This is a genomic window from Mesorhizobium sp. B2-6-4, from assembly GCF_006441495.1.
Classification (GTDB): Bacteria; Pseudomonadota; Alphaproteobacteria; order Rhizobiales; family Rhizobiaceae; genus Mesorhizobium.
The window spans coordinates 120445-146697 of sequence record NZ_VFUE01000008.1; the positions used below are offsets into that span (position 1 = coordinate 120445).

The 26253-nt window shown below is 64.2% G+C and carries 27 protein-coding genes; 12 read left to right on the top strand and 15 right to left on the bottom strand.

Going from position 1 to position 26253, the window contains the following annotated elements; translation table 11 throughout:
- Positions 1–135: 135 nt before the first annotated feature.
- The 3 genes from FJ426_RS13080 to FJ426_RS13090 form a co-directional block, all read right to left on the bottom strand.
- Positions 136–1029, bottom strand: a complete 894-nt coding sequence (locus FJ426_RS13080) for a DUF1194 domain-containing protein (protein WP_318013178.1) — start codon at positions 1027–1029, stop codon at positions 136–138.
- 34 nt (positions 1030–1063) lie between these two features.
- Positions 1064–1705: a hypothetical protein gene (locus FJ426_RS13085; protein ID WP_246675536.1), complete on the bottom strand. Its 642-nt coding sequence runs from the start codon at positions 1703–1705 to the stop codon at positions 1064–1066.
- A gap of 111 nt (positions 1706–1816) precedes the next feature.
- On the bottom strand, positions 1817–2815 hold the full coding sequence (locus FJ426_RS13090; protein WP_140825226.1) for a DMT family transporter: 999 nt from the start codon (positions 2813–2815) through the stop codon (positions 1817–1819).
- Positions 2816–2966: 151 nt separating this feature from the next.
- Here FJ426_RS13090 and FJ426_RS13095 point away from each other — a divergent pair, with 151 nt between their 5' ends.
- From FJ426_RS13095 to FJ426_RS13115, 5 genes are all read left to right on the top strand, one after another.
- Positions 2967–4940 (top strand): BTAD domain-containing putative transcriptional regulator, encoded by a 1974-nt coding sequence (locus tag FJ426_RS13095; RefSeq protein ID WP_140560318.1) that lies wholly within the window; start codon positions 2967–2969, stop codon positions 4938–4940.
- A 210-nt stretch (positions 4941–5150) separates the two neighbouring features.
- The gene (locus tag FJ426_RS13100; RefSeq protein WP_181171643.1) at positions 5151–5711 is read left to right on the top strand and encodes a rod-binding protein; all 561 of its coding nucleotides are present in this window, start codon (positions 5151–5153) and stop codon (positions 5709–5711) included.
- Between the two features lie 13 nt (positions 5712–5724).
- Entirely contained in the window at positions 5725–6150 is a 426-nt protein-coding gene (locus tag FJ426_RS13105; RefSeq protein WP_140496250.1) for a hypothetical protein, read from the top strand.
- 30 nt (positions 6151–6180) lie between these two features.
- Positions 6181–6702, top strand: coding sequence for a hypothetical protein (locus FJ426_RS13110; protein ID WP_140496251.1), 522 nt, complete (start codon positions 6181–6183; stop codon positions 6700–6702).
- Between the two features lie 214 nt (positions 6703–6916).
- Positions 6917–7201, top strand: coding sequence for an SCP2 sterol-binding domain-containing protein (locus tag FJ426_RS13115; protein WP_140825227.1), 285 nt, complete (start codon positions 6917–6919; stop codon positions 7199–7201).
- Between the two features lie 83 nt (positions 7202–7284).
- On the opposite strand, the gene FJ426_RS13120 is transcribed toward FJ426_RS13115, so the two are convergent.
- On the bottom strand, positions 7285–7842 hold the full coding sequence (locus tag FJ426_RS13120; protein WP_226880593.1) for an N-acetyltransferase: 558 nt from the start codon (positions 7840–7842) through the stop codon (positions 7285–7287).
- A gap of 267 nt (positions 7843–8109) precedes the next feature.
- Complete coding sequence (gene odc2 / locus FJ426_RS13125; RefSeq protein WP_140513661.1) at positions 8110–9243, bottom strand: ornithine/lysine decarboxylase; 1134 nt, start codon at positions 9241–9243, stop codon at positions 8110–8112.
- A gap of 685 nt (positions 9244–9928) precedes the next feature.
- On the opposite strand from odc2, the gene FJ426_RS13130 reads away from it, so the two are divergent.
- The 3 genes from FJ426_RS13130 to FJ426_RS13140 all read left to right on the top strand — a co-directional run bounded on the left by FJ426_RS13130 (position 9929) and on the right by FJ426_RS13140 (position 12778).
- A complete protein-coding gene (locus FJ426_RS13130; protein WP_140522360.1) occupies positions 9929–10828 on the top strand; it encodes a LysR family transcriptional regulator in 900 nt (299 codons plus the stop codon).
- Between the two features lie 88 nt (positions 10829–10916).
- On the top strand, positions 10917–11585 hold the full coding sequence (locus FJ426_RS13135) for a DUF1007 family protein (RefSeq protein WP_140522362.1): 669 nt from the start codon (positions 10917–10919) through the stop codon (positions 11583–11585).
- Positions 11582–12778, top strand: coding sequence for a nickel/cobalt transporter (locus tag FJ426_RS13140; RefSeq protein ID WP_140556582.1), 1197 nt, complete (start codon positions 11582–11584; stop codon positions 12776–12778). Before FJ426_RS13135 ends, FJ426_RS13140 begins: the two co-directional genes overlap by 4 nt.
- Before the next feature lie 149 nt (positions 12779–12927).
- Here the strand turns inward: FJ426_RS13140 and denD are convergent, their stop codons facing one another.
- The 4 genes from denD to FJ426_RS13160 are packed head-to-tail and all read right to left on the bottom strand — an operon-like array spanning position 12928 to position 15915.
- A complete protein-coding gene (gene denD, locus FJ426_RS13145) occupies positions 12928–13902 on the bottom strand; it encodes a D-erythronate dehydrogenase (protein WP_140496257.1) in 975 nt (324 codons plus the stop codon).
- Between the two features lie 12 nt (positions 13903–13914).
- Positions 13915–14127, bottom strand: a complete 213-nt coding sequence (locus FJ426_RS13150; protein ID WP_140496258.1) for a SoxR reducing system RseC family protein — start codon at positions 14125–14127, stop codon at positions 13915–13917.
- Between the two features lie 60 nt (positions 14128–14187).
- Entirely contained in the window at positions 14188–15201 is a 1014-nt protein-coding gene (locus FJ426_RS13155) for a cation diffusion facilitator family transporter (protein ID WP_140560317.1), read from the bottom strand.
- 27 nt (positions 15202–15228) lie between these two features.
- Positions 15229–15915: a GNAT family protein gene (locus tag FJ426_RS13160; protein WP_140522370.1), complete on the bottom strand. Its 687-nt coding sequence runs from the start codon at positions 15913–15915 to the stop codon at positions 15229–15231.
- Between the two features lie 83 nt (positions 15916–15998).
- On the opposite strand from FJ426_RS13160, the gene FJ426_RS13165 reads away from it, so the two are divergent.
- Both FJ426_RS13165 and FJ426_RS13170 read left to right on the top strand, forming a co-directional pair.
- Complete coding sequence (locus FJ426_RS13165) at positions 15999–17183, top strand: pyridoxal phosphate-dependent aminotransferase (protein ID WP_140825228.1); 1185 nt, start codon at positions 15999–16001, stop codon at positions 17181–17183.
- A gap of 144 nt (positions 17184–17327) precedes the next feature.
- Positions 17328–17702 carry a YciI family protein gene (locus FJ426_RS13170; RefSeq protein ID WP_140496262.1) on the top strand — a complete coding sequence of 125 codons (375 nt, stop codon included), beginning with the start codon at positions 17328–17330 and terminating at the stop codon, positions 17700–17702.
- 87 nt (positions 17703–17789) lie between these two features.
- Here FJ426_RS13170 and FJ426_RS13175 read toward each other — a convergent pair whose 3' ends face one another.
- From FJ426_RS13175 to FJ426_RS13185, 3 genes are all read right to left on the bottom strand, one after another.
- On the bottom strand, positions 17790–18542 hold the full coding sequence (locus FJ426_RS13175) for an SDR family oxidoreductase (protein WP_140513668.1): 753 nt from the start codon (positions 18540–18542) through the stop codon (positions 17790–17792).
- Between the two features lie 482 nt (positions 18543–19024).
- Positions 19025–19765 carry a tellurite resistance TerB family protein gene (locus FJ426_RS13180; RefSeq protein ID WP_140513669.1) on the bottom strand — a complete coding sequence of 247 codons (741 nt, stop codon included), beginning with the start codon at positions 19763–19765 and terminating at the stop codon, positions 19025–19027.
- A gap of 116 nt (positions 19766–19881) precedes the next feature.
- Positions 19882–20811, bottom strand: coding sequence for a rhodanese-related sulfurtransferase (locus tag FJ426_RS13185; RefSeq protein ID WP_140560315.1), 930 nt, complete (start codon positions 20809–20811; stop codon positions 19882–19884).
- Between the two features lie 186 nt (positions 20812–20997).
- Here FJ426_RS13185 and FJ426_RS13190 point away from each other — a divergent pair, with 186 nt between their 5' ends.
- Complete coding sequence (locus FJ426_RS13190) at positions 20998–21636, top strand: 2-dehydro-3-deoxy-phosphogluconate aldolase (RefSeq protein WP_140513671.1); 639 nt, start codon at positions 20998–21000, stop codon at positions 21634–21636.
- 12 nt (positions 21637–21648) lie between these two features.
- Here FJ426_RS13190 and FJ426_RS13195 read toward each other — a convergent pair whose 3' ends face one another.
- Positions 21649–22407, bottom strand: a complete 759-nt coding sequence (locus FJ426_RS13195; protein ID WP_140825229.1) for an SDR family oxidoreductase — start codon at positions 22405–22407, stop codon at positions 21649–21651.
- A 219-nt stretch (positions 22408–22626) separates the two neighbouring features.
- Here FJ426_RS13195 and FJ426_RS13200 point away from each other — a divergent pair, with 219 nt between their 5' ends.
- Positions 22627–23520: an AraC family transcriptional regulator gene (locus tag FJ426_RS13200; RefSeq protein ID WP_140560313.1), complete on the top strand. Its 894-nt coding sequence runs from the start codon at positions 22627–22629 to the stop codon at positions 23518–23520.
- Between the two features lie 80 nt (positions 23521–23600).
- Here FJ426_RS13200 and FJ426_RS13205 read toward each other — a convergent pair whose 3' ends face one another.
- Both FJ426_RS13205 and FJ426_RS13210 read right to left on the bottom strand, forming a co-directional pair.
- The gene (locus FJ426_RS13205; protein ID WP_140560312.1) at positions 23601–23777 is read right to left on the bottom strand and encodes a hypothetical protein; all 177 of its coding nucleotides are present in this window, start codon (positions 23775–23777) and stop codon (positions 23601–23603) included.
- A gap of 194 nt (positions 23778–23971) precedes the next feature.
- Complete coding sequence (locus FJ426_RS13210) at positions 23972–25798, bottom strand: DUF882 domain-containing protein (RefSeq protein ID WP_181168319.1); 1827 nt, start codon at positions 25796–25798, stop codon at positions 23972–23974.
- Positions 25799–26253 lie beyond the last annotated feature (455 nt).

The window sequence follows — 26253 nt, forward strand, 5'->3', positions numbered from 1 at the left end:
CGTCGGAGCCGCCCTGGGGTGCCCCGATCGACCGGGCCGAGATCAAGATCGACGAGGGGCCGTGGATCGATGCCAGGAGCCGCCGTCTGCTCTCGGCCCTCACGCGGACGTGCAGCAATGCGCCACTGTCCGGAATTACGGTTGAGAAGAGCGCCCGTCCGCCGGTTGCGGGAATTTCCCTTCGTTGTTCATGCTTACTTCCGTGACCAGCTTGCGGCGAAGCGCCGTGCTGTAGTCGTTTGGCCCTTTTGGCGTCATGACGAAGGCCTGGGAACCGCCAATGACCGATTTGGCAAAATAAGATGCCAGCGGATTGCCGGGATCGTCGTCTTCGGCGGGAATGGCGATGGCGTTGATCGTATATCCCTTGGCAATGGCGTTCAGCCTGCTCGGCTGAACAGGAAGTCCGTCGTTGTTCTCACCATTGGAGGAGATATCGATGACCTTCTTGGCGGCATTTCCAGGAAACTGGTCCAACAGAAGACTGCCAATGTCGATAGCCGAGGAAACCGATGTTCCGGATCGCCCTCGACGGATGACGCCGGTATCCCCTTTCCTGCTGATCTCCGCCGCCGCCGCTCTTGCGTCTTCCAGTCCGCAAATGCTTGTCCACGGCAGTATGGTGCGTGCGTGTCCGGGGCTCGACCATTCAAAGTAGGCCACGCCGATGCAGCCGACGTAATTCCGGCCGATGGCGGCGATGATCTCGGGCGAAGTGAGTGCCGCGGCATGTCCCTCGCGTTGCAGATCGGCGATCTTTGGATCAATCGATGCCGAGAAGTCGACCGCGAACACGATGGCGACGTCGACATTCGCTGCATGCGCCGGGAGATTCCAGAACGCAGAAGCTGCAAGTATCCCCGCCAGTCTCAGGAGTGAATTGGCGCGCTTTGCCAGCCCCCTTCCCGATGGCTTTGTGGGCGAAAAAAGATTGGCCCCGCCTATCCACTGCACCCGCCCGCGAAAGGAGGCCGCTCCAGAAGAAGGACCGGCGTCCTGATACATATCTGTAAACATGCCATTCTCCATCTCGACAACCGATCGTTGTCAAAGCCGCCCATTTTCAACATGTGGAAATTTGACGAGGGACCTTGGACCCAACGCCGAACAGCAGCAGATCGGCCTTGGTCCACAAGAGATAACAGCCGAGTAACGTCAGCGGCATGATGAGCGCCGCGAAGGACTCGCCCGACCAGACCGCCGGCAAAGCCTGGCCGAGGGCGACGGTTGTCGCCACCACTGCCGGCAACCTGCTGGCGAGAACCGCACTGCGGAACGGATCGGGCCAGGCGGTCGGCCACACCGGAACCCGCCTACCCGGGCTGTGAAAGGTGCTGCCGAACTTGCCGAGCGCATGCAGCAGGCCGGAGGTCGCCGCAAGCAGCGGGTTGCCGAGCAGCAAGAGCGCGATGCCGAGCCCGATTGCGCCTAGTCCCGAGAGGAAGTCGCCCAGACGATTGAGGGTGGGATCGGGAACATCCGGCTTTGCCCAAGCCCGGTGGTAGGCTTCGCCGCCGCAGAAAAAGACGAGGGTAGCCAAGGTGAGCGCAACAGTGCCATGGCTGCCCGCGAAATAGTCCATCACCGCCGCGATGATGGCGCTTTCCTCATGCTGGCCGACTGGCGCGGCCGCAATTTGGGTTGCAAGACCTACGACGAGGCCAAGCGCGTTGCCACTGTTGTAATAGCCGCCGGGTCCCTTCATGCGGGCACCAAGGGCCGATCTCAAATGTGTGAGCGGAAGAAGGACTGTCCACCCGTTCATCACAGCGCCCCCGCGGCCTGTCCGGCCGCGATCGACACGGCGACGGTCGCATCAGCGGCAGTGGTCATCGCATTCCTCCACCGGACCTGAACTGTTGACGCGGCGTTCGCCTGCCCCGCTTGCCGGCGCTGTCGCGAAGGCAGGGGCAATGTCGAAGCGTTGGTTCGAAGCGGTCCGCAAGGACTCACGTGCCTGCGGCGCTCGGTTCGATCGTGCCACGGAAAGGATCGCACCGAGAATGATCGCTGCTCCCAAGGCGCCCGGCCACGAACTCCGCTCGCCCAGAAAGATCGCCGCGCCCAGCACCCCGAAGACGCTTTCGGCACTGACGATCACGGCGGCGTGGCTGGCCGGCGTGAAGCGGAGGGCAACCGTCTGTATGCCGAAGGCTACCGCGGTGGAGAAGACGCCGAGTATCGCCAATTCCGGACCGGCTGCGAATGCGGCGGCCAGCGACAGGTTGCCTTGCATTGCCCCGAGCGGCAGGGCGAAGACTGCGGCGCCGAGAAATTGTGCCGCGGCGGCGGTGAACGGCCGCGCATGGGCCTGCATGTGCCGGCCGAGCTCGACCGCCCAGAGCGCATAGCAGGCAGCCGACAGGATGGCGGTGAGATCGCCGCTGCCGAGGCCGCCGATCCCATCCGACAAAAGTAGGGCTCCGACCAGGGTCAGCCCGGCAGCGATCGTGAGGCCCGCTGTCGGACGCTCGCCGACGAGCAACCAGGCGGCCAATGGTGTCATTACGGTTGCCGTGCTCACCAGAAAGCTTGCATTGGTGACCGAGGCTCCGACATAGCAAAGCTGCTGAAGCGTGATGGAGATGGCGAACAGCGCGCCCACCCTGGCCAGGCTCGGAAAATAGCCCGCCCCGATCGCCACTCGCCTTTCGGTCAAGACAAAGGGCAGCACCAGCAGCCCGCCGATCAGGCAACGCAGACTTACCGCGCTCATGGCGTCGAGATGGACCAGCACCGTCTTTTGCGAGACGTTGCCGAAGCCCCACAATGCGGCTGCAAGGAGCAGCAGCAAATTGGCTCTTGTTCTGGACACGCGCCCCCCTTGAACCAAGCATTGCGTTGACTTGGCCGCCTAATTTAGCGAAGTCTAAATGACCTGCCGTCACGGGAGCGCTTGAAGCGCGGTGACGGACGATTGCGGAACGTTAGATTTGCGTTAGAATTTCGTCAGGCTGAGGCAGCAGATGCAAAGTGACGACGGCGGCGCTGCAAATAGAATCTCACTCTTCGGCGGCTTCCGTATTGAAACAACTGGCCCGCTTCGACTGGTCGGGAAACGCGGCCCGGCAATCGTTGCTTATCTGGCCCGATGTCCGGGCATGGCAGCAACGCGGGAGAAACTGGCTGACCTGCTATGGGGCGACAGCGATGGCGAACATTCGCGCAACAGTCTTCGCCAAACCCTCAGCGTCCTGCGCCGCGATCTCTCGGGTGTCGATCTTATCCATTCCACCGGAGAGTTGATCCACCTCAGGCCAGAGGCGTTCCGGGTCGATGTGGAGGAGTTCGAGACGGGTTTATCGGCCCGCTCCGCGCAGGAACTCGAAAAGGCTCTGGCGAACTACACCGGCCCGTTCCTCGACGGTCTCCATGTGGGAAGCAATGGCTTCGACGACTGGGTCGCGTCGGAACGCGACAGGTTGCTCGGTCGTGCGCTTGAATCGTTCGAGAAACTGGCTCGCCTCGTCGACGCTGAAGCGGGCCTCGTCCTGGCCGATCGCGTCCTCGCTATGGATCCGGCGCGGGAAGAATCCTATCGGCTCAAGATGGAATTGCTCCTTGCTTGTGGTCAACGCGACAAGGCGCTCAGGACATACGAGGCTTGCAGAAGCATGCTGAAGAAGGAGTTCGGCGTCGAAGCCGGCCCTGAGACGCGGGCACTATGGCAGTCCCTGCTGCTCACTTCCGACACGGCGTCACACGCACCGTCGGCAAGTGGTGTTGCGGCCAGCCATCGTCTCGGACACCCCTCCATCGGCGTTGCCGACTTCACCAATCTGACCGGAAAACAAGGCGACAATTTTTTCTCCAAGGGACTGGTCCAGGACATCACGACAGCCCTTTCCGAGGTGGCCGACTATGTCGTGCTCTCCGCGGTTCCCCCGACAGATAAGGTCGGCCCGCGCCAGGAAGGTAAAGCGCCGGGAGCGCTGCGGGCACAATATGTGCTCAGCGGCAGCATCCAGAGATCCGGCAATGGGCTGAGGGTGAACATCCAGCTTGTCGATGCCGTCGGCGGTCATCATGTCTGGGCCCAGAAGTTCGACGGCCACTCCGAGAATGCGCTCGAATTCCAGGACAGGATCGCCCAGTCCGTCGTTCTGGCGGTGATCCTCGAACTTCAACTGACCAACTGGAAGGTCCGCGACAAGAGTCCGCCTGGTCCCCCTGAAGTGCGCAGGTTGGTGAACGAGGCGCTCATGAAATATTTTGAGATGACCCACGACTCGCTGCTGGTCGGGATGGAACTTGCGACGAAGGCGCTCTCGACAGGGCCCGACAACGCCCGTGCGAAGCGGACGCTCTCGATCATGATTTCCATGGGCATCGCGTTTGGCGCGCTGCCCCGCGAGCAGGGCAATATCGAGTATACGCTGGCGCTTGCCGAGGCCGCGGTGCGGGCGGTGCCGGACGATGAAATTGCCCGGTGCATCTTGTCATTCGCTCTCGAAAGTTGCGGTCGTATCGACGAGGCGATCGTCGAATGCCGGCACGCGATCAGCCTCAACCCAAATTATCCGAGCGGCCACGGCGACATTGCGATGCTCTTCGCGCTGCGCGGACAGGTCAGCGAAGCCGTGCGCGAAGCGAACGAGGCGATCCGGCTGGGGACCCATGACGTCATCGACTACTGGCGTCACCACGGGCTCGTTATGGCGTTGTTTGCCGGCGGAGACGATCAACGGGCGCTCGAGGTCGCGCGCAAGGTGGTCAGGACAAAGCCGGGCTTCGTTCGTGGCGCGCTTTATTGGGCCGCGGCCGCGGCCGCAACCGGCAATCGCGATGAAGCGTCGCGGGCCATCCATCATTGCCTGTCACAACTTCCGCATCTCAATCTGAGCAATGTCTGCCCTGGCTTTGTGCCGCGCTATGTGAAGGATCATCACCATTCCCGGTTCCTTGAAATGCTGTCGAGGGCCGGTCTTCCCCCGTCCTGAAGCGCGTCACGTTCGAACGGATTCGGGCGAAACGCTTTCTGCAGGTCGTTCTCGCAAAACCGGAAGCCACTTTTTACGCGACATGCGTTGTTGAAATCTGGCTACGCGGCTTGGATGCAGAGAACCCTGATCCTGCTCCCCCCCCCGCAAGCCTGCCACAAGCTTGTTGAGGCATGGTCTGGCCAAGGAAACCAATAAAAGGCGGACTTCTTGGCGATCTCTCCCCCCAGCGACATCGTGATGGATGTTGCCCGAGCAGCCGAGCCGGCGGATCTCGCGGCCGCGCGCGCCGCGCTGACCAGGCATGCGGGCGGCGTTGCCGGCAGCTTTTCGGTCGATGCCGCTTCGGCCGGGACGATGCTGTCGCGCGCCACCGCCGACCAGGCCGTGGCGGCCGATCCATCCAGGAAGTTCAAGAAATTCGAAGCCATGGTGCTCCAGACCTTCATCCAGAACATGATGCCCAAGGACACCGAGGGCGTGTACGGCAAGGGCCTGGCCGGCGACATGTGGAAATCGCAGCTCGCCGAGCGCGTCGCCGACGTCATGGCCGAGCGCGGCGGCATCGGCATCGCCAAATCGCTGCTCGCCGACCATTATCTCGAAGGCAAGCGCAAGGTGCCGATCGGCCCGGTCTCCGGCGGGCCTGAAAAGACCGAGATCGACCGGCAGAGCCGTCTGTCCACCTCGCTCGTCCAGGAACTGCAGCGCAAGGCCGCCAGGTCCATGACCGGCGATGAAACGACCACAAAGACAGACATCAAGATCTAGACTGGGAAACGCCATGGCCGACTTTTCGGAATTCACCGCCAACCTGCCGGCGCGCACGGCCACATCGGAAGCCCCGGTCGCACTCGCGCGGCCCGGAAACCTTGCCGCCATCATCGGCCGCATCGAGGAAGTCGTCGAGCAAGAGACGGCCGGGCTGCGCAGCGACACCGGCTACGACCTCAAGGCATCGAACGCGCGCAAGAGCCGCTATCTCTATGAACTGACCCGTGCCATGCGCGGCGGCAGCGAAGCCGAGTTCCTCGAACAGCACCGCGAAGGCCTTGTCCGGCTTCGCCAGAAGCTTGCGAAGAACGAGGCGGCGATCCTGGCGCATCTGAGCGCCGTCAACGAGGTCGCAGGCCTGTTGCGCACCGCCATCCAGCGCGCCGAAACCGACGGCACTTATTCCGCCGGCGAATTCGGCCGGGCGCGCGGTTAGCGCGCGGTGGTCGCCGGCTCGGGTGCCTGAATGGTCAAGGTCATCGCCATCGCGGTCTGGATCTGCGTCGCCACGCTCGGCGCGGTGTTCTATTCGTTCCAGGCCGCCGGCGAACGCGGCGTCGGCGAAAAGCCGAAGCCGATGCTGGGCGGACTGGACTACGTCAAGACCGAGGTCATCTCGGTGCCGCTGATCCGCAACGCCAGGATCGACGGTTATTTCCTGACCAAGTTGGTCTACACGGTCGAACCCGAGCAGATCAAGAAACTGTCGATCCCGGCCGAGGCGCTGATCACCGACCAGGTCTATTCCTACCTCTATTCCAATCCGCAGATCGACTTCACCAAGAAGGAGACGATCGACCTCGACGCCTTCCGCGCCGCGATCCGCGATACCGTCAACACACGCGTCGGCGCCACACTGGTGCATGAGGTTCTGGTCGATCAGGTCAATTTCCTGAGCAAGGATGAGATACGAGACAACTGGTTGCGCCGCCGGCAGGAAGCCGGCGCCACTGCGTCCGAGATGACCAAGGCCTTCAAGTCGCATTGAGCCCCCGGCATGCCACTGGCCAGGCACGGTGATCCGGTCCCTCGCCCGGTGCGGCGATAGAACCAGGCCATGCAATTCGCATTGACGTAAACGTCAATCCAAAGCTATATGCGGCAGCGACCGTGGCCGCGAAGATGCATGGCCCTCGGGCGGATCATGCCGGGGCGCGACAGATGCAACCGAACAGGCAGATGCAACCAGACAGGAGAACAGCGTGAGCGTTCAGGAGATTGCCGACAAGATCAGGTCGCGCGTGGCCAGCAGCGGGTTCGATCGTTCCGTGAAATTCGACACCGGCGGCGACGGCGTCATCGTCATCGACGGCGCCGATGTCTCGACCACCGATGGCCCCGCCGACTGCACCATCAAGCTCTCGCTCGACGATCTGGACTCGCTGATATCGGGCGATCTCAAGCCGACCATGGCGTTCATGACCGGCAAGATAAAGGTCGAAGGCGACATGTCTGTCGCCATGGCGCTCAGCCAGTTGATCGGCTGAGACAGAATACCGCCGAGACTGTTCTCGGGACGAAAACGCCGCCGTTTCGGGCGGCGTTTTTCGTTCGTTTGGGGCTCAGCGCCTCAGGCCGCCAGCGTCGGCGCCTTCAGCTTGCGCCCCGCGGCCTTCAGCGTGCCATGGACGCCGTCGAGCGCGCCCTCCACCAGTTCCACCGCGAGCAGCCGATGCCGCTCATACGGGCCCGGCATGGCCAGCGAACCGGTTTTTGCGGCCGAGAAGCCGAAGCGGCCGTAATAGGGCGCGTCGCCGACCAGCAGGATCGCCGCGTGGCCGAGACGCGCGGCTTCGGCGACCGCATGGCGCATCAGCGCCGAGCCGATGCCGGCACTCTTGAGCGAAGGAGCGACCGCCAGGGGCCCAAGCAACAGTGCTGCCGGACCGCCCTCGCCCAGCGTGACGTCCCAGAGCCGCACCGTGCCCATCACGGCGCCCGATGCGTCGCGCGCGACGAAAGCCAGGCCTTCCGAGGGCCGCCGGCCCCGCCGCAGCTTCTCCGACGACTTCGTCTTGCGCTTCGGCCCCATGGCGGCATCGAGCAACGCCTCGCGCGCCGCGATGTCATCAGGCGTTTCGGCAACGATGGCGAAAGCACGGGCACTCTCCCCCCTCGAGGGGGAGATGTCGCCGAAGGCGACAGAGGGGTTCGCCGCGCGTGAAGCGCTAGCCCCATGCGGTCCAAGAGACGTCGAGGCGGCTGAGACAAACCCCTCCGGCCACTTCGTGACCATCTCCACCTCTGAGGGGGAGATGTCGCGCGCAGCGCCTTCGACAACGAAATTTGCAATGTCCATTTCCGCGATCCATTCACGAGCGGAGACTGTTCCACAGGCGAGCCCGGATGGGCGACAAACGCCCACCTGGGATGATCCGACGGTTCTTTCGAACCGTCAGATCACGTAGGATCGGAGAGGCTCGAAGCCGTTGAAGGCGACCGCCGAATAGGTGGTCGTGTAGGCCCCGGTGCCTTCGATCAGCACCTCGTCGCCGATGGTCAGCGACAGAGGCAGCGGATAGGGCGTCTTCTCATACATCACGTCCGCCGAATCGCAGGTCGGGCCGGCGAGCACGCAAGGCGCGGTTTCCGTGCCGTCATGCGCGGTCACTAGGGGATAGCGGATCGCCTCGTCCATCGTCTCGGCCAGGCCGCCGAATTTGCCGATATCGAGGAACACCCAGCGCACATTGTCGTTGTCCGCCTTCTTCGAGATCAGCACGACTTCCGACTTGATGACGCCGGCATTGCCGACCATGCCGCGGCCCGGCTCGATGATGGTCTCGGGAATGGCGTTGCCGAAATGCTTGCGCAGCGCCGAGAAGATGGCCTGGCCGTAAGCCTGGGCCGCCGGCACGTCGCGCAGGTAGCGCGTCGGGAAGCCGCCGCCCATATTGACCATCTTCAAGACGATGCCTTCCTCGGCGAGCGTCGAAAACACGGTCTTGGCGTCGGCCAGCGCGCGATCCCAGGCCGTCAGGTCGGTCTGCTGCGAGCCGACATGGAACGACACGCCATAGGCGTCGAGCCCGAGCGCCTTGGCATGGCGCAGCACGTCGACGGCCATCGCAGGCACGCAGCCGAACTTGCGCGACAGCGGCCATTCGGCGCCCTCGCCATCGGTCAGCACGCGGCAGAACACGCGGGCGCCTGGAGCGGCGCGGGCGATCTTCTCGACCTCCTCGACGCAATCGACGGCGAACAGCTTGATACCGAGCTGGTAGGCGCGCGCGATGTCGCGCTCCTTCTTGATTGTGTTGCCGAAGGAGATGCGGTCCGCCGGCGCACCGGCGTCCATCGCCATCTCGACTTCGGCAACGGAAGCGGTGTCGAAGGACGAGCCCATCGCAGCAAGGAGGCGCAGGATTTCCGGCGCCGGGTTTGCTTTCACCGCATAGTAGATCCTGGAATCGGGCAGCGCCTTCTCGAAGGCGCGGAAATTGTCGCGCACGACATCGAGGTCGACGACGAGGCAAGGACCGGTCGGACGTCGGGTGGCGAGGAAGTCGAGGATGCGCTGCGTGGCCATCGGGTTTCTCCATCACGCCTTTCGGCGCGCACAAGGGTGCGGACGCGGGCTGTCGGCCTCGCGAACACGCGGTGGACAAAGGCGGGACGGAATTCCATGGAACCAGCCGGTGGAGACCCCGGAACCATGAAACGCCGTCTCGCGGCGATGAACCTTGGCCTTGCCCGGCTTCGGTTCGCTTTGTCTGCCTTGGCTTGGACTGGGAGAACCCCGTTCCGCACTGCCGGCAATGATGGTGTGCCTCTTCAGTAACCCCGGTCTTTGGACAACCGGCAGAGAACCAGAAAGGCCCGCACCGTCGTTGCTTCAAGGTGTCCTCGGTCTGGCGGTTGGCCGCTAAACCGACTGGAGGGGTTGGCTCCAGTTACCTTACCGATTTCCCTCACCATTCAGAGGGTCGGCGGACACCCACAGGCACGTGCGACTTTGGGCAAGCGCGATATAGGGGCAGAGAGATTCACAATCAATAAAAATCGTATCGCAGGTTGTAAAAATTCCGGCATCGAACAATGTTGGTTTCACCGTATCCGGATATCGAACGATGACAGGCACGCACGCCCCTCTCGACGCCCTTCGGCACCCTCGCAAGCTATCGGTGGTCGGGCCTGTCGCTGGCCCTTCCGGCGGCGACATTGCCCTGATACGGCTCGGCCGAAATCTCGATGCCGCACGAAAGGCCTGATTCATGGACACACTGACTCGTATGCGCGCCTTCATCGACGTGGTCGAGGCCGAGGGCTTTTCGGCGGCGGCGCGCAAGATCGGCCGCTCCAAGGCGCTGCTGTCGAAATATGTGCGCGAGCTGGAGGACGAGCTCGGCGCGCTGCTGCTCAACCGCACCACCCGCCAGTTCTCGATGACCGAGGCCGGCCACACCTATTATCGCCGCGCCTCCGAGATCGTGCGCGAGGTCGACAGTCTTGCCGACGCCGTGCGCGAATCCTCCGGCGATGTGCGCGGCAGGATCAAGCTGTCTGCGCCGCGCACCTTCGCCGACGCGCCGATCGGCCAGTCGCTGATCGACTTCGCCAAGCAATATCCCGACATCGTGCTCGACATCCAGCTGGACGACCGCTTTGTCGACCTCGTCGAGGAAGGCTTCGATCTCGCGGTGCGCATCTCGCGCCTGGAGAACTCGTCGCTGATCGCCAGGCGTCTGGCGCCGTTCTCGACGCGGCTGTGCGCATCTCCCGAACTCATCGCAAAACATGGCATGCCGGTACGGGCGCAGGATCTCGGCCGCATGCCCTGCATCGTCGACACCAATGGCCGCGGCTTGAACAACTGGCAATTCAAGGGAGACGGCGAGGATACGGTGAGCGTCTCGGTCTCCGGCCCGATCGAAGTCAACAGCCCGATGGCGGCGCGGGCTGCTGCCCTGTCGGGGTTGGGATTTGCCATCCTGCCGGATTTCATCGCCGCGCCGGATATTGCGAGCGGCCGGCTGGTGACGGTGCTGGATGACCGCACCCTGTCGGGCGCCGGCATTTTCGCCGTCTATCCGCACCGGCGCTATTTGCCCGCCAAGGTGCGTGTCTTCGTCGATTTCCTGGTCCAGTGGTTCAGGACGCGCGAAACCGCATGACCGCCTTCAATTGCGGCGCGGTCCCATTTTCGCCCCCTTTCTGGTAACTGTCGACTTCTCTCCGAAGCCAAGGGAATCGCGACCGCGAATGCATCTGAGACGGCACGCAATCATGCTGGCTTCGGCCCTGGCGGCGACATTGGCCGCCGTTGGACCGGCAGAGGTGCATCCGCACGTTTTCGCCGAGGCCCGCCTCGACGTGATCCTCTCCCCGGATCACCAAAGCGTGAAAGCGCTGCGCCATCTCTGGCGCTTCGACGATCTGTTTTCCAGTACTGTCATGATGGAGTTCGACAAGAATTCCGACCTGAAGCTTGACGACAAGGAGTTGAAGGAGGTCGCCGACACGGTCCACGCCTCGCTGGCCGACTTCAACTACTTCCAGCTCGTCACCCAGGACGGCAAGGACGTGCCGATGACGCCGCCGCCGCATCTGATGGCCAATTTCGACAACGACCAGCTGATCATCCTGTTCGAGTCCGAACCGAAGGCGCCGATCAAGCTCGCCGGCAAGATCGATATCGGCGTCTACGATCCGACCTTCTACACGGCGATCGATTTCACCGAGGACGCCAACATCACGGTCGAGGGCCTGCCCCCGAACTGCACCGACAAGGTGGTCCGCCCCGACCCGGATGAGGCCATCAAGGAAAACCAGAAGACCCTGACGGACGCCTTCTTCAACGACCCGACAGGCACCGACATGAGCAAGATCTTTGCCACCAAGCTCGAACTGACCTGTCAGCCAGAAGGATGAACCCGGTGATGAGACCATCCCTGCGTTTGGCATTCGGCCTGTTGGCCATCAGCTTCGCGATGGTGCATTTCGCCGGCTCGGCTCATGCCCAGAGCTCGCTCGGCATCGGCGTCAACGATGGCATGGCGCCGACCACCGGCCCGTTCGCCCACATCCTGATGTGGATCAATCTGCGGCAGCAGGAATTCTATCGCGCGCTCGCCACGGCGATGAAGGCGATGCGCCAGGACAACAGCAAGCTCTGGGTGCTCATCGGCCTGTCCTTCGCCTACGGCATTTTCCACGCCGCCGGCCCCGGCCACGGCAAGGCGGTGATCTCGTCCTACATGGTCGCCAACGAAGTGGCGCTGCGGCGTGGCATCCTGTTGTCGTTCGTCTCGGCCCTGCTGCAGGGCCTGACCGCGGTCGCGGTCATGGCAGTCGCCTATTTCGTCCTGCGCGGCACCGCCGTCTCGATGACCGACGCGGCCTGGTTCATGGAGATCATGAGCTTCGTCTTCGTCACCCTGTTCGGCGCCTGGCTGCTGTGGCGCAAGCTCGGCCCCTCCGTCCTGCGCCTGTTCGGCAGAGGTCCCGCCTACAGCCTGTCGGCGGCTCACGCGGGGCATTCCCATGCGGGCCATTCGCATGCCGGTCATACAGGTCACACGGGCCATTCGCATGCCGCTCACAGCCATTCGGCGAACGCGCTGCATGGGCATGAACATCACGACCATGGGGATGACCATTCGCACGATCACCATGACCACGGCGCGCATGACCATCACCACGATCATGGCGCGCACGATCACGCGCACGCGGCGGGCGAGGTCTGCGAGACCTGCGGCCACTCGCATGCGCCAGATCCGGCGCTGCTGTCCGGCGACCGCTTCGACTGGCGCACCGCCTGGACGGCGGTGGCCGCGGTCGGTATCCGCCCCTGCTCCGGCGCGCTGATCGTGCTCAGCTTCGCCCTGCTCAATGGCCTGTGGCTCGGCGGCCTGCTGTCGGTGCTGGCGATGTCGATCGGCACCGCCATAACCGTCTCGGCGCTGGCCACGATCGCGGTGACCGCAAAGAACTGGGCGGTGTATTTCGCCGGCGACGGCCGCATGGGCAACCGCATCCATTCGATCGTCGAGATCGGCGGCGCCGCCTTCGTGTTCCTGTTCGGACTGCTGCTGCTGTCGGCGAGCCTGACGGGTGGCGTTTGACCCGGAAGTAGCGCCCCAAGGTGTGTTGAGATTCAGGTCAGGCCGTGCCGAGAACGGTTGATATCGAGAACCGGAGCGGAGCGTACTTAAAGTACGTGAGCACCGGAAGCGCAGGTATCAGCCGTTCGCAGGCCGGCATCACCTGAATATCAATACACCTTGCCGCCGAGTTCATCCTCGATATGAGCGCGGATAATCTCGTCAAAGCTCTTCTCGGCACTGAAGCCGAGTTCCCTTGACCGCCGCGCCTCGAACCGCGTCGGCCAGCCCTTGACGATCGCCCAGATCGTCTCGTCCGGCTCCTCGCGGATCAGGCTCACCGCCTTCGGCCCGGCGATGCGTTCCAGCGCCTCGATCTGCTCGCCGACGGTGACGGCGACGCCTGGCATCGTCAGGTTGCGGCGCGGCCCGACGGCGGCGCCGTCGATCCCGGCCGCATGGATCAGGAAATTCACCGCCGATCGCGGGCTGGCGTGGGTATGGACGACGGTGCGCGGCACCGGCAGGATCGCCTCCTGACCGTTCAGCGGCTCGCGGATGATGCCGGAGAAGAAGCCGGAGGCCGCCTTGTTCGGCTTGCCCGGCCGCACGCAGATGGTCGGCAGCCGGATGCCGATGCCGTCGAAGAAGCCGCGCCTGGAATAGTCGGCCAGCAGCGCCTCGCTCATCTGCTTCTGCGTGCCGTAGGAGGTCAGCGGCGTCGTGTGGAATTCATCGGGAATGACGTCCGGGAACGGCGCGCCGAACACCGCGATCGACGAGGTGAACACGACGCGCGGCGCAAACCCCGCCAGGCGGATGGCATCGAACAAGGCGCGCGTGCCGTCGAGATTGACGCGGTAGCCGAGATCGAAATTGGCTTCCGCCTCGCCCGACACGATGCCGGCGAGATGGAACACGACGTCGGGCCGCGACGCGACCAGCCTCTCGGCGGCGCCCGCCTCGGCGAGATCGCCGGTATGGCTGTGGATGCTGACGCCATCGATGGCCGGCGCCTGTGGCGGTACGATGTCGTGCAGGTCGAGCGCGGTGATCTTCTGGCCGCGCAGCCTGCCGTCCTTCGCCAGCCGTGCAATGAGCTTGCGGCCGACCATGCCGGCGGCGCCCGTGATCAGAATGCGCATGTCGAACTTCCCTTATTTGCCCTGATTTTTGCGTTGGCTGCGCGCGCGCAGCCAGAACACCAAGAAAAACGCCAGCACGAACGCGGTGCCGAAGATGCCGGCCAGCACGGTCGACAGATCGCCGAGGGCCAGCATGATGTTTGGCAGGAAATAAACGGCAATGCCGAACAGCAGCATGATCGACAGCGCGGCGATGGCGGCGTTCTTGCTATCGCGATCCATTATGCTGTCCCTGCGTGGCCAGGGGTCGTCGAGCTCGGATTCAAGGCGCTTGGATTCCCTGCGTCAGTGATGATGGCCATGATGCAAAGCCGCGTCATGCCCCTGGTGGTGATCATGGTCATGACCATGGTCGTGCTCGTCGCCGTCGTCGGCGCACTGGCCGAATTCAGGTTCCACCGTGGCATGGCTGATGCCATGCTCCGACGCAAGCCGCTTCTTGATCGCGCTGACCGCCTTGTGCGCGTCCACGCCCTCGTTGAGGCATGCATGCAGCGTCGCCATGCTGCTGGTGCCGTCGATCGACCAGATATGCATGTGGTGCACCTCGCGCACCCCCTGGACCGTCGTCGCGATGTCGCTGGCGATCAGGTCCCGGTCGAGGCTCGGCGGCACCCCTTCGAGCAGGACGTGGGCGGCCGCGCGCATCAGCGACCATGCCGTGGACAGGATCAGCAGCGAGACCAGCACCGACAGGATCGGATCGATCGGGGTCCAGCCGGTGGCCAGAATGACGATCGCCGCCACGATTGCCGCGGCCGAGCCGAGCAGGTCGCCGAGCACATGCAGGATGGCGCCGCGCATGTTGAGGCTCTCACGGTCGCCGCCATGCAGCACCAGGAAGGAGCCGATGTTGACCAGCAGGCCGAGGATCGCCACCACCAGCATCGGCCCGCCCAGCACCGGCGCCGGCGTCTGCAGGCGCTCCCACGCCTCGTAGACGATCCACAGCGCGATGACGAAGATGGCGATGCCGTTGGTGTAGGCCACCAGCGTCTTGACCCGGCCGAAGCCATAGGTCAGGCGGACGGTCGCCGGCCGGTCCGCAAGATGAAACGCATACCAGGCCAGGCCGAGCGCAATGGCGTCGGCAAGCATGTGGCCGGCATCGGCCAGCAGCGCCAGAGAGCCGGTGAAGAGGCCGCCAAGCGCCTCGGCCACCATGAAGCCTGCCGTCAGGCAGGCCGCGATCAAAACGCGCTTCTTGTCGGTCGAGCCATGACTATGCCCGCTGTGGCCGTGCCCGCTGTGGTCGTGCCGGCTGTCGTCGTGCCGGCTGTCGTCGTGACTGTGCGCCAATGGCAAACTCCCATGCCCGGATTCAGCTCAAGCGCCGAATTCCGCGCGAAAATCCTCGAGCCGTCGTTTCTGCTGGCCGGCACCGTCGAAATTGGCCGGATCGAGCCACGCCTCGTAGGCTTTGCGCAAGGCCGGCCATTCCTTGTCGATGATCGAATACCATGCGGTGTCGCGGTTTTCACCCTTGACGATCAGGTGCTGGCGGAAAACGCCCTCGAACTTGAAGCCGAACCGTTCCGCGGCGCGCTTCGACGGCTCGTTGCGGTTGTTGCATTTCCATTCGTAGCGGCGATAGCCGAGCTCGTCGAAAATGTATTTCATGAACAGGAACTGCGCTTCCGTCGCCGCCGGCTTGCGCGCGATGAGCGGCCCCCAATAGATGTTGCCGATCTCGATGACGCCATAGGCCGGATCGATGCGCATCAACGTCTGGCGCCCGGCGACCTTGCCGCTCGGTTTGTCGATGACGGCGAAGAACAGCGGATCCTCGCTCGCCTCCACCTTGTCCAGCCAAGGCTGGAAGGCGGCGCGGGTTTCCGGCGGATAGTCGGGCAGCCAGGCGAAGCGGCCATCGACGTCGGCCACGGAAGACGCTTCATAGAGGCCATCGCCATGCTTCGCGGCGCTCAGCGGCTCAAGCCTGACATAGCGGCCCTCCAGCACCTTGCGCTCCGGGCGCGGACGCGGTTGCCAGTCCTTGAGATTTTCCGACACCGAAAGCTCCAATCCGTTTGACTTTTGCGGGCCGAAGCTCACAAAAACGCAACCGCATAGCAAGAACCACACGGACGGGAAAAATGCTCCACACGATTTCGGCCTTCGATCGTCTCGGCGAGGAAAACGCCTTCGCCGTGCTCGCGAGGGCCACGGCACTCGCCCAACAAGGCCGCGACATCGTCAATCTCGGCATCGGCCAGCCCGACTTCAAGACGCCGCAGCACATTGTCGAGGCGGCGATCAAGGCGCTGCGCGACGGCCACCACGGCTACACGCCGGCGAACGGCCTGTTGGCGACGCGCGAGGCGGTGGTGCGCCGCACGCTGACCACGACCGGGGTCGAGGTATCGCCCGAGGCGGTGATGATCCTGCCCGGCGGCAAGCCGACCATGTTCGCCGCCATCCTGATGTTCGGCGAGCCCGGCGCCGAGATCCTCTATCCCGATCCCGGTTTTCCCATCTACCGCTCGATGATCGAGTTCACCGGTGCGGCACCCATCCCCGTGCCGATGCGCGAGGAGAACGGCTTTGCCTTCTCGGCCGATGAGACGCTGGCGCTGATCACCTCGAAGACGCGGCTCCTGATCCTCAATTCGCCGGCCAACCCGACCGGCGGCGTCACGCCGCGGGCCGAGATCGAGAAGCTGGTCAAGGGACTGGAGGCACATCCGCAAGTGGCCATCCTCTCCGACGAAATCTATGACGTGATGACCTATGATGGCGAAAAACACTGCTCGCTGCTCGAGTTTCCCGAAATCCGCGACCGGCTGATCGTGCTCGACGGCTGGTCGAAGACCTGGGCGATGACCGGCTGGCGCATGGGCTGGTCGATCTGGCCGAACGGCGACAAGGGCGCCCATCTCTACGACAAGGTGCGCAAGCTGGCGGTCAATTGCTGGTCCTGCGTTAACGCGCCCAGCCAATTCGCCGGCATCGCCGCCATAGACGGCCCGCAGGACGACGTCGAAAAGATGATGCGCGCCTTCGATCGCCGCAGGAAGATCGTGGTCGAGGGACTGAACGCCCTGCCAAACATATCCTGCATCACGCCCAAGGGCGCCTTCTATGCCTTCCCCAACGTGTCGAAGACCGGCTGGAAGGCGAAGCAACTGGCCTCCGCCCTGCTCGACGACGCCGGCGTGGCACTGATCGGCGGCCCCGATTTCGGCATTCTCGGCGAGGGCTATGTCAGGCTCTCCTACGCCAATTCCGAGGAGAACATTTTGCGCGCGCTGGACAGGATCGGAGCGTTCCTGGCCAAGTGAGGCCTCCGGCGTTCGCCGCGAGTCCGCATCGATTGCCGCTGGCGGCATGGCAATGTCATGATGCGTCGGGAGGCGCAAGGCCAAAGACTGTGCCTGCGTGCGGGGAGCCGCTACGATCGTTGGATCAGGAAATGGGGTGCCTCGATGTTTTATGCAATTCTTGCCTATCACGTGGAAGACGCGATCAAGGCACTGACGCCGCAGGAAGATGCGGCACTGATGACCGACCTGCTCAAGATCCACGACGGGCTCTATGCGAACGGCAGCCTCGGCCCCTCGGCGCGGCTTGGAGCGACCCAGTCGGCCTGCACCTTGCGCGGACCCGGCGACGGGATCGTCATCGACGGCCCCTTCGCCGAGACCAAGGAACAGCTTCTCGGCCTCTATGTCGTCGATTGCGCCAAGCGCGATGACGCGATCGCCATCGCGCGCGATCTGCGCCGCGTCAACCCGACCGCCGTCTACGAGATCCGCCCGATCGCGCTCTATCTGCCGGGCGTGGCGCTGGCGGGGGCCTAAGGCAACTCCAGAAAAAGTGCGTAGAGGTTTTCCCGGGAAAAGCGCGTAGCGCTTTCCCTTGGGAATTGCGCAAAAATAAAGGCTTCGTCAGCCTCTGCCCACGAACGGCATCTTGGTCGCCATCACGGTCATGAACAGCACATTGGCCTCGAGCGGCAGGCTGGCCATGTGGACGACGGCGTCGGCCACGTGCTGGACGTCCATCACCGCTTCGGCGGCAATGGAGCCGTTGGCCTGTGGCACGCCGACCGTCATCGGTTGCGCCATGTCGGTCAGCGCATTGCCGATGTCGATCTGGCCGCAGGCAATGTCGTAGGGGCGGCCGTCGAGCGCCAGCGTCTTGGTCAGCCCAGTGATGGCATGCTTGGTCGCGGTATAGGGCACCGATCCCGGGCGCGGCGCGTAGGCCGAGATGGAGCCGTTGTTGATGATGCGGCCGCCCATCGGTTTCTGCTTGCGCATGGCGCGGAAGGCCGCGCGGGCGCACAGGAACGAACCGGTGAGGTTTACGCCCACAATATCGTTCCACACCTCGACCGGGATCTCGTCGATCGGCGCCGACTTGTAGCCCATGCCGGCATTGTTGAAGAGCAGGTCGACGCGGCCGAACGCCTCCGCCACCGTCTCGAACAAATCATCGACCTCGCCGGGCTTGCTGATGTCGCAGGCGACAGCCAGTGCCTTGGCATCCGTCTGCTCGGCCGCGGCGATCGCCTCGTCCAGCAGCGCCTTCCGGCGTCCGCAGAACACGGTGTTCCAGCCGGCTTTGAGCAGCGCGGTGGCGACGCTCTTGCCGATGCCCGTGCCGGCGCCGGTGACGATGGCGGTTTTTTCGGTCATGGCAGATATCCTCCGGCTGCGCCGCATTTGGCTCGACTGATTTTCAGGTGGTCCAGGGGCAAAAGGCATCGCAAATGACGGCGGCGATGGCAAGCGGGACGCTGGTGTCCAGGGCAACGAATCCAAGCTGACAGGTTTCGTCCGGCCTTCGACCGCGCGCTGTCGAGGGAGCATTGAACGGAAAACCCGCCTGCGGCGAGTCCCTGGCGCAACTCAGCACCATAACCAAATATCTACCATAGTTGCCGTCACCCCGTCAAGGAAAAAATTCCTATCAAGGGTTCGGAGCCTGGCCGGGTACCGAAAAGCGCAATTCGTTTTTGGGAGAAGCACGGAGGGCCGACAAAAAGGGCGGTCATTGGCGACCGCCCTGATCTGGACCGGACTTGGGAGGAGGAAAGCCGATCCGACTGTCTAGAATCATGCGCTTCCTGGGTTAACGAGAGGTTAACGCCACGAAGGCCCGCCTGTTCCGTTTTGGCCTACCAGCGTGGATTGGGTGAGGTCCCGGCCTTGGCAGCCGGCACTTTGACCGCCGAAACCGTTGCCTCGACATGGTCGATCAGCGCATCCGGCAGGCCGAGCCGGCCCGCGAGCAGATCGAGATAGCCGCGCTCGGCGCGTGTGTCGGGATCGATTGTAAGGCGCGACGCGGTGTAGAGCTCAAGCTTCTGCGCGTCGGTCTTGGCGCCGGCCACCAGCGTGTCGAGGTCGAGCGGGTTCTCCAGCTCCGCCATCAGGAATTTTTCCGCATCGGAACCGATCCCCGCGAGGCTCAGCTTGCCGGCGATCTTCTTGCGCTCCTCATCGTCGACATGGCCGTCGGCCTTGGCCGCCGAGATCATCGCCCGCACCAGGGTCAGCGTGAATTCGTCCTCGCCCTGCGGCGCTTGCGACGGGTGGAACGCAGTGTCCTTCGGCGGCGGCAGCAATTCCGGTTCGCCGGCCGCCGGCGCCTGCTCGGGTGCATTGCCGGCCTTGTAGTTCTGGTAGGCCTTGTAGGCGAGGCCACCGATCGCTGCCAACCCGCCGAGCTTGACGGCGGCACCGGTGACCTGGCGCCCGGCGCCGGTTCCAAGCAGCACCGCGGCCAGCGCGCCCGCCGCAAGAGGATTGTCCTTGGCCATCTGCACCGCCTGTCCGGCCTTGTCGCGGACCGTGCCGCCGGTGCCGGGAATTTGCGAGCCGAGCAGATCGTCGAGAAGCTTCTTGGGATCGAACATCAATGCCTCCAGGATTGCCCGGCCGAACGGGCAGGTTTCGAACGCCGAAGACGTAGGTCCCGAAACCTGACATTGCAATGACGGGCGGCCGCTTTGCCCCGGCCCAGGCGCCTTGATCAGGACCCGATATGCGGTCCCCTGCCCCGCGCCTGCGCCAGCTCGACCTGCCGCTGGCGCTCGGCATAGCGCTGGCGGTCGTCGTCCGACCGAGCGTCGAAACAATGCGGGCAGGAGACGCCGGCGGCAAATTTCGGCGATGTCAGCTCGTCCAAGGTCAGTGGATGCCGGCAGGCGCGGCACAGCTCGGCGTCGCCCTCGGCGAGGCCGTGCGACACCGAAACCCGTTCGTCGAAGACGAAGCATTCGCCTTGCCACAGGCTGTCTTCGGCCGGCACCTCTTCGAGGTATTTCAGGATGCCGCCCTTGAGATGGAACACCTCCTCGAGACCAAGCGACCTGACATAGGCCGTCGCCTTCTCGCAGCGTATGCCGCCAGTGCAGAACATGGCGACCTTGCGGCCTTCCAGTTCCGCGCGGTGCTCTTCCACCCAGGCCGGGAATTCGCGAAAGCTCGCGGTCGCCGGATCGATGGCGCCCTTGAAGGTGCCGATCGACACTTCGTAGGCGTTGCGCGTGTCGATGACGATCGTGTCGGGTTGGGAAATCAGCGCGTTCCAGTCGGCCGGCGCGACATAGGTGCCGGCACTCTTCGCCGGGTCGATGTCTTCGACACCCATGGTGACGATCTCGCGCTTCAGCCGCACCTTCATGCGGTGGAAGGGCGTTTGCGCGGCGCTGCTGTATTTCACCTCGAGGCCGGACAGCCCGTCGATGGCTTCGAGATGGTCGATCAGTTCGGCAATCGCCGCATCGCTACCGGCGACCGTGCCGTTGATGCCTTCATGCGCCAGAAGCAGCGTACCCCGGATGCCGCGCCCACAGCAGAAGGCAGCCAGTGGCGCTCGCAGCGCCTGGAAGGCGTCGAGCCGGGCAAATTTGTAGAGCGCGGCGACGCGGACAGGCTGGGATGGCGCGGACGGTGTCATTGCCAGAGCAACTAGACGCTCGTAAAAGCCGTTTCAAGGTGAAACGGGTTTGACGGCCTGTCAGGCCCTGTTCCGGAAGAGCCCGTAAGCTACCCGGCGTGCGTGACATCACGACACGCCCGGTTGCGTGGACAGGAAAATATCCGTCTGCTAATCGGTTGAATTGACAACGATATGGAGAAGAAGATGCCCAGCAAGACCGAAAAACTCCTGTCGTTGCTCAACGGTCAGCCGGTCATCCCGGTGCTGAAGATCACTGATGTTGCCAATGCGGTGCCGTTGGCCCGCGCTTTGGCGCGCGGCGGCCTGCCGGCGATCGAGATCACGCTCAGGACCGCGGATGCGCTGGAAGCGATCCGCCGCGTGGCCGGCGAGGTCGAGGAAGCCATCGTCGGTGCCGGCACCATTCTGGATGCGCGCCAGTTTGACGAGGCGGCCGCCGCCGGCTCGCAATTCATCGTCAGCCCGGGCATAACCCGCGAGCTTCTGGCCGGCGCCGCCGACAGCGAGGTTCCGCTGCTGCCCGGCGCCATCACCCCCGGCGAGATCATGGCCGCGCGCGAAGCCGGGCTGCGCTTCCTGAAGTTCTTCCCGGCCGAGCAGTCCGGCGGCATCGCCTCGCTGAAGGCATTCGCCTCGCCGCTCGCCGATGTGAAATTCTGCCCGACCGGCGGCATCACCGGCAAGAACGCGGCCGACTATCTCAGCCTGCCCAATGTCATCTGCGTCGGCGGCTCCTGGGTCGCCCCCGACGACATGGTCAAGGCCGGCAGGTGGGACGAGATCGAAGCTCTCGCACGCGCCGCGAGCAAGCTCGCCGGATAAGCGCTTTCGCGTTCACCAGCGCAGCGGGCCATTCTCGTCGAAATAGCCGGCAGTCGGACCATCGGCATCCAGCGTCGCCAGGCGCACGATGATCTCGGCTGCCTGCCGCACCGTGCGACCGCCCCTGTGCCCGTTGAGATCGGTCGCGGTGTAGCCGGGAGCAGCCGCATTCACCTTGATGCCGCGCGGCGCGAGCTCCCTGGCGAACGCCACCGTGATGGCGTTGAGCGCCGTCTTGGAGCTGCCATAGCCCATCATGTTGGGCGGCTGGTTTTCGCCTGTTGCGTCCTGCGCGCGTGCGATCGAGCCGATATAGCTGCTCACCATGACGATGCGGCCGGCGGGCGATGCCAGCAAGAGCGGCAGGAATGCCTGGGTGACCCGGATCGGGCCGAAGACGTTGACATCATAGGTGGCCTTGATGTCGGCGATGTTCTCCCGGCTCGGCGGCAGCTCATAGCGCTCGTCGGGGCCGAGCGCGTCGACATATCCAGGAGCAATGCCGGCATTGTTGACCAGCACGTCGAGGCTGGTTGCCCGCGCCGCGACGGTCCTGGCGGCGACCGCCGCGCTTTCGTCATCGGCGACGTCGAGTTCGAGCCACTCGACGTCGAGCCCTTCGCTGCGCAGCGCCTGTGCCGCCGCGGTGCCGCGTTCGGCGTCGCGGGCGCCGAGCCAGACCTTGAATCCCGTTGCCGCCAGGCGCCGTGCGGTCTCCAGGCCGATGCCCTTGTTGGCGCCGGTCACCAGCGCGCGCTTCGATGTCGTCATATCCAAATCTCCTTTGTGGAGGCCTGATGCATGTCGCCTGGAAGTGGCCCCGGTCCGGGAGAACGACATGCATAAACAAAGGCCCAAGGCGCGTCGCCAAACGCGACGCGCCTTAGAGATGGCGGATTGCAGCCCGCCTCGCGCGCCGAAAACTCTCTTGCTCTTGCCTGATCCTCTCACCTGGTTGCGCGGCCCACGCGGATCGGCAATGCTGAAACGATGAGAGAAGCGCTGCTGGAATTGATTGCCGTCGCCGGCCGCCATGCGCATGGGCGGCGGACAAGGACGGCGATCCCTCGCGTTACGATCGGCCGCAGCGAGGTCCCGACGCCGCCGATGCCCGAGCTTTGTCAGCCGACGGCGCTGTTCGTGCTGCAAGGCACGAAATCGGTGCTGATCGGCGAGCGCACGCTTCGTTATCAAGCCGGCAGCTATTTCGTCTACGCGGTCGAGACACCCGCCACCAGCCAACTGATCGAGGCGAGTATCGCGCATCCCTATGTGGCCATCGGTTTCGCCCTCGATGTCAAGGCGATCGCAGCCCTGCTCATCGAGCACGAGCCGGCCGTCGGTGGCGACGATTTCATGACCTGCCTGGCCAATGACGACCTGCTCGACGCGTGGCGCCGGATGCTGCGGCTGCTCGACAGGCCCGCCGAGATTCCCGTGCTCGCTCCCCTGCTCGAGCGCGAGATATTGTTTCGCCTGTTGCAAGGCCCGCAAGGCGCGAAGTTGCGCCAGCTCGCCGGCGCCGACAGCCGCTTGTCACAGATCCGCCGGGCGACCGCCTGGATCCGGGCTCACTATGACGAGCCTATCGAGGTGCGGCGGTTGGCCGAGCTCGCCAATATGAGCAGCGCTGCGTTTCATCGCCACTTCAAGGCGGCGACGGCGATGAGCCCGATCCAGTACCAGAAGCAGGTCCGCCTGCTGGAGGCCCGCCACCTGCTGCTGGCCCAGCCGGGAAACGCCGCGCGGGTTGCCTTTACCGTGGGCTATGAAAGCGCTTCGCAGTTCAGCCGGGAGTATGCGCGTCAGTTCGGGTTGCCGCCTGCACGCGATGCCGCGCGGCTTCTGGCGCGGGGCGAAGCGGCCGCGCTGGATATCGACTGAACCATCCCGGCGGCACGAAAAAGCCCGACCGGCTTGCGCCGATCGGGCTAGTTTGGTGCCATGGCAGTCAGCCTTGGCGGTCAGTTGCAGACCCTGACCTTCTCGACCACCTTGTGGTGATGCTTCCAATGCGTGACCACCTTGGTCCGGCAGTGATGCTTGCCATTTTTGATGATCACGGTTTCGGCTTGCGAGGGCGCAATAGCCGCCGATGCCGCCACCAGCGCCAGGACGGATGCCAATAGAATCTTCTTCATGAATATCCCGGGTTGGAACGCAGCCATTCTAGCCGGGAAACAGGCGGCTTTTACGTTTTCACGAGAAGTTCAGGCACCCGTGATCCCGCAGGGCCGGGGCCGGCTTCATGCATGCCGGTTGTGCCCGCACACAGCCGGCACACACAAAAAAAGCCGCGCCGGTTGCCCGGCGCGGCTTTCGGAATGCCCGGTCTTTACTTCGTCTGGAAGCGCGCGACGGACAGGAATTTTACGGCATTGCCGGTGAAACGGTTGGCATCCGCCATCTGGTCGCCCTGCTGGAAGCCGGCCGTGTAGACCTCGCTCGGCGGCGTGTGGACCACGTTGTAGGCGTAGCCCGGCGCCGTCGTGGCGCTCGAAACCGTCGCGACATTCTCGCCGCTGGTCAGCGCCCAGCGGGCGGCCTGCGGTGCGGCGGCAACCACGATGGCCTTGGGACCGGGTTTCAGGTCGCGGGCGGTGGCTCTGGCCTCCTTGCGGGTCGTCTTCACGCCGGCGCCGATCGCGGCGACCGGATCGGAACCGGCAGCGCGGGCGACGACGGCCTCGCGCGGCGATGCGGCATCGACGCCGGACGGGTCGTTGAAAGCCGAACGAGGCTCGGACAACGACGCAACCCGATAATAGTCAGCCTGCACGGGAAGCGCCTCGGCCTCGTCGAGCACGGCCTTGACCGCATCGGGCTTGACCGCATCGGGCTTGGCCGCATCGATATTGGTCATATCCGGCCGCGCGCTCGGCAGCACGGAGAAGGCATCGGTCGCGGTCTTGCCACGCTCGGCCGTCTCGGCCAGCGCCATCAGCACATCCTTGCTGGGCGCAGGCGCCAGCACCGCCGGCAACGTGTGTTCGGGGCGCCATGTCGGCAAAGGTATGTTGTTGGCGGCAACCTGCGCTGCATCGGCGGCGACCGCCGAGGGATCAGCCTTGCCGAAAGGCATATTCGCCGGCGTCTGCACGGTTGCCACGGTCTGTTCGGTGCTGGCCGTCGCATCCGCCATGCCGAAGGGAACATTTTCAGGCGGCTGCGCGCCGACATCGACTTTCGGCCGCGGCGCGAAATCGGGCAGCGGGATGCTGCGTGCCGGCAACGCCGCGATGATGGTCTCGGGCGTATCCTTTTCCGGCTCCGGGGCCTGCTCCTCGGCGACCTGCGGGATCTCGGCGCGCTTGGCGTTCTCGGGCGCCACGATCGCGATCCCCGGCAGGGTGCCGCTCTTGGCGGTGCTCGCCGGTACCGGCTTCACGCTTCTCGGCTTCGGCGCCGGCTCTGCCGATGCGACATCGGCGCTGTCGTCGGCCTCGTCGTCGCCGCCGCCGAAGAAGGCAGCCAGGAGTCCGCCGGACCTTTTGGAACCACCGCCGGCGCTGGCCAGCTCGATGGCGGCGCCGCCGGAGCCCTTGCGTGCCTTGTATGAGGCAAGCGCCTGCTCAAAGCCAGGCAGCGGCCGGCCGTCGCTCGGCACGTGCAGCGTCTTGCCGTTCGGGAACAGGCTCACCAGTTCCTGTCGGCTGATGCCGGGCCAATGGCGCACATTGCCGACATCCATGTGGACGAACGGCGAACCGGATCTCGGATAGTAGCCGACGCCGCCGCCCTGCATCTTGAGCCCGATATTGCGCAGCTTCTTCAGCGGCACGCCCGGAATGTAGAAGTCCATCGCCTTGCCGAGCATGTGCTGGCTCTTCTCGGCGACACCCTTGCTGCGACTGCGCAGCATCGAGTTCGTCGACGGCGAGCGATAGCCGCAAACCACCTGGATATAGTCGGTGGCGCCGCTTTCCCGATAGGCTTCCCAGACCAGGTCCAGCAGGCGCGGGTCCATCTTGGTCGGCTCGTTGCGGCGCCAGTCGCGCAGGATGATGTTGATCTTCCTCAGCCCGGCCTGATCGTAACGGCCGTTGCGCTTGTAGACGATCTCCGCCTTCTCGTGCGTGTGGAGGTGGTAGAGCTTCAACGAACGCACTTCGGCCCTGGCGCCGGTTGCGGCAGCGGCAAGAAAACCAAATGCGACAATCATGGCCGCCAGCCACTTCGGCCAGACGCTCAAATGATAGTGCCGCCCGTTTGTGTGTCGTTCGATTCTGTTCAAATCAAAAGGCCTTGCAGGCTGCCGTTTGTCCCCGGATTTGCCCAAACGGACGTGTCGTTGTCACATCCGAATATCGATCCTAATGGTTAATCATCGCTTATTGAAGCCGAAATGCGGTAAGACCGTGGCGATATCCCGCCAAAAATTGTCCACAAGGTTTCTTGGTAAACCGCTGGTTTAGATCATGATTCCTCGTTTGGCCGAAACACGATCTGTTACCGTTAGCCTTAATGCGTGAACGGGACCGTCGGGGACGTCGCCATCGGCGCGCCACACTCCGGTCCAGTCAATGCACCGGCGACATGATGGCAGCGCAAGCTGGTCCCGGCCTTGCGTGACCGCACTCGGGCCGACCGCTCTCAGGCCGGACATCGGGCCGCTGT

Bases quoted from the DNA above. Each gene is read 5' to 3' on its own strand.
- FJ426_RS13080 (WP_318013178.1), bottom strand. From the start codon at position 1,029: ATGGAGAATGGCATGTTTACAGATATGTATCAGGACGCCGGTCCTTCT.
- FJ426_RS13085 (WP_246675536.1), bottom strand. From the start codon at position 1,705: ATGAAGGGACCCGGCGGCTATTACAACAGTGGCAACGCGCTTGGCCTC.
- FJ426_RS13095 (WP_140560318.1), top strand. From the start codon at position 2,967: ATGCAAAGTGACGACGGCGGCGCTGCAAATAGAATCTCACTCTTCGGC.
- FJ426_RS13105 (WP_140496250.1), top strand. From the start codon at position 5,725: ATGGCCGACTTTTCGGAATTCACCGCCAACCTGCCGGCGCGCACGGCC.
- FJ426_RS13110 (WP_140496251.1), top strand. From the start codon at position 6,181: ATGGTCAAGGTCATCGCCATCGCGGTCTGGATCTGCGTCGCCACGCTC.
- odc2 (WP_140513661.1), bottom strand. From the start codon at position 9,243: ATGGCCACGCAGCGCATCCTCGACTTCCTCGCCACCCGACGTCCGACC.
- FJ426_RS13130 (WP_140522360.1), top strand. From the start codon at position 9,929: ATGGACACACTGACTCGTATGCGCGCCTTCATCGACGTGGTCGAGGCC.
- FJ426_RS13135 (WP_140522362.1), top strand. From the start codon at position 10,917: ATGCATCTGAGACGGCACGCAATCATGCTGGCTTCGGCCCTGGCGGCG.
- FJ426_RS13140 (WP_140556582.1), top strand. From the start codon at position 11,582: ATGAACCCGGTGATGAGACCATCCCTGCGTTTGGCATTCGGCCTGTTG.
- denD (WP_140496257.1), bottom strand. From the start codon at position 13,902: ATGCGCATTCTGATCACGGGCGCCGCCGGCATGGTCGGCCGCAAGCTC.
- FJ426_RS13165 (WP_140825228.1), top strand. From the start codon at position 15,999: ATGCTCCACACGATTTCGGCCTTCGATCGTCTCGGCGAGGAAAACGCC.
- FJ426_RS13170 (WP_140496262.1), top strand. From the start codon at position 17,328: ATGTTTTATGCAATTCTTGCCTATCACGTGGAAGACGCGATCAAGGCA.
- FJ426_RS13175 (WP_140513668.1), bottom strand. From the start codon at position 18,542: ATGACCGAAAAAACCGCCATCGTCACCGGCGCCGGCACGGGCATCGGC.
- FJ426_RS13180 (WP_140513669.1), bottom strand. From the start codon at position 19,765: ATGTTCGATCCCAAGAAGCTTCTCGACGATCTGCTCGGCTCGCAAATT.
- FJ426_RS13185 (WP_140560315.1), bottom strand. From the start codon at position 20,811: ATGACACCGTCCGCGCCATCCCAGCCTGTCCGCGTCGCCGCGCTCTAC.
- FJ426_RS13190 (WP_140513671.1), top strand. From the start codon at position 20,998: ATGCCCAGCAAGACCGAAAAACTCCTGTCGTTGCTCAACGGTCAGCCG.
- FJ426_RS13195 (WP_140825229.1), bottom strand. From the start codon at position 22,407: ATGACGACATCGAAGCGCGCGCTGGTGACCGGCGCCAACAAGGGCATC.
- FJ426_RS13200 (WP_140560313.1), top strand. From the start codon at position 22,627: ATGAGAGAAGCGCTGCTGGAATTGATTGCCGTCGCCGGCCGCCATGCG.
- FJ426_RS13205 (WP_140560312.1), bottom strand. From the start codon at position 23,777: ATGAAGAAGATTCTATTGGCATCCGTCCTGGCGCTGGTGGCGGCATCG.
- FJ426_RS13210 (WP_181168319.1), bottom strand. From the start codon at position 25,798: ATGATTGTCGCATTTGGTTTTCTTGCCGCTGCCGCAACCGGCGCCAGG.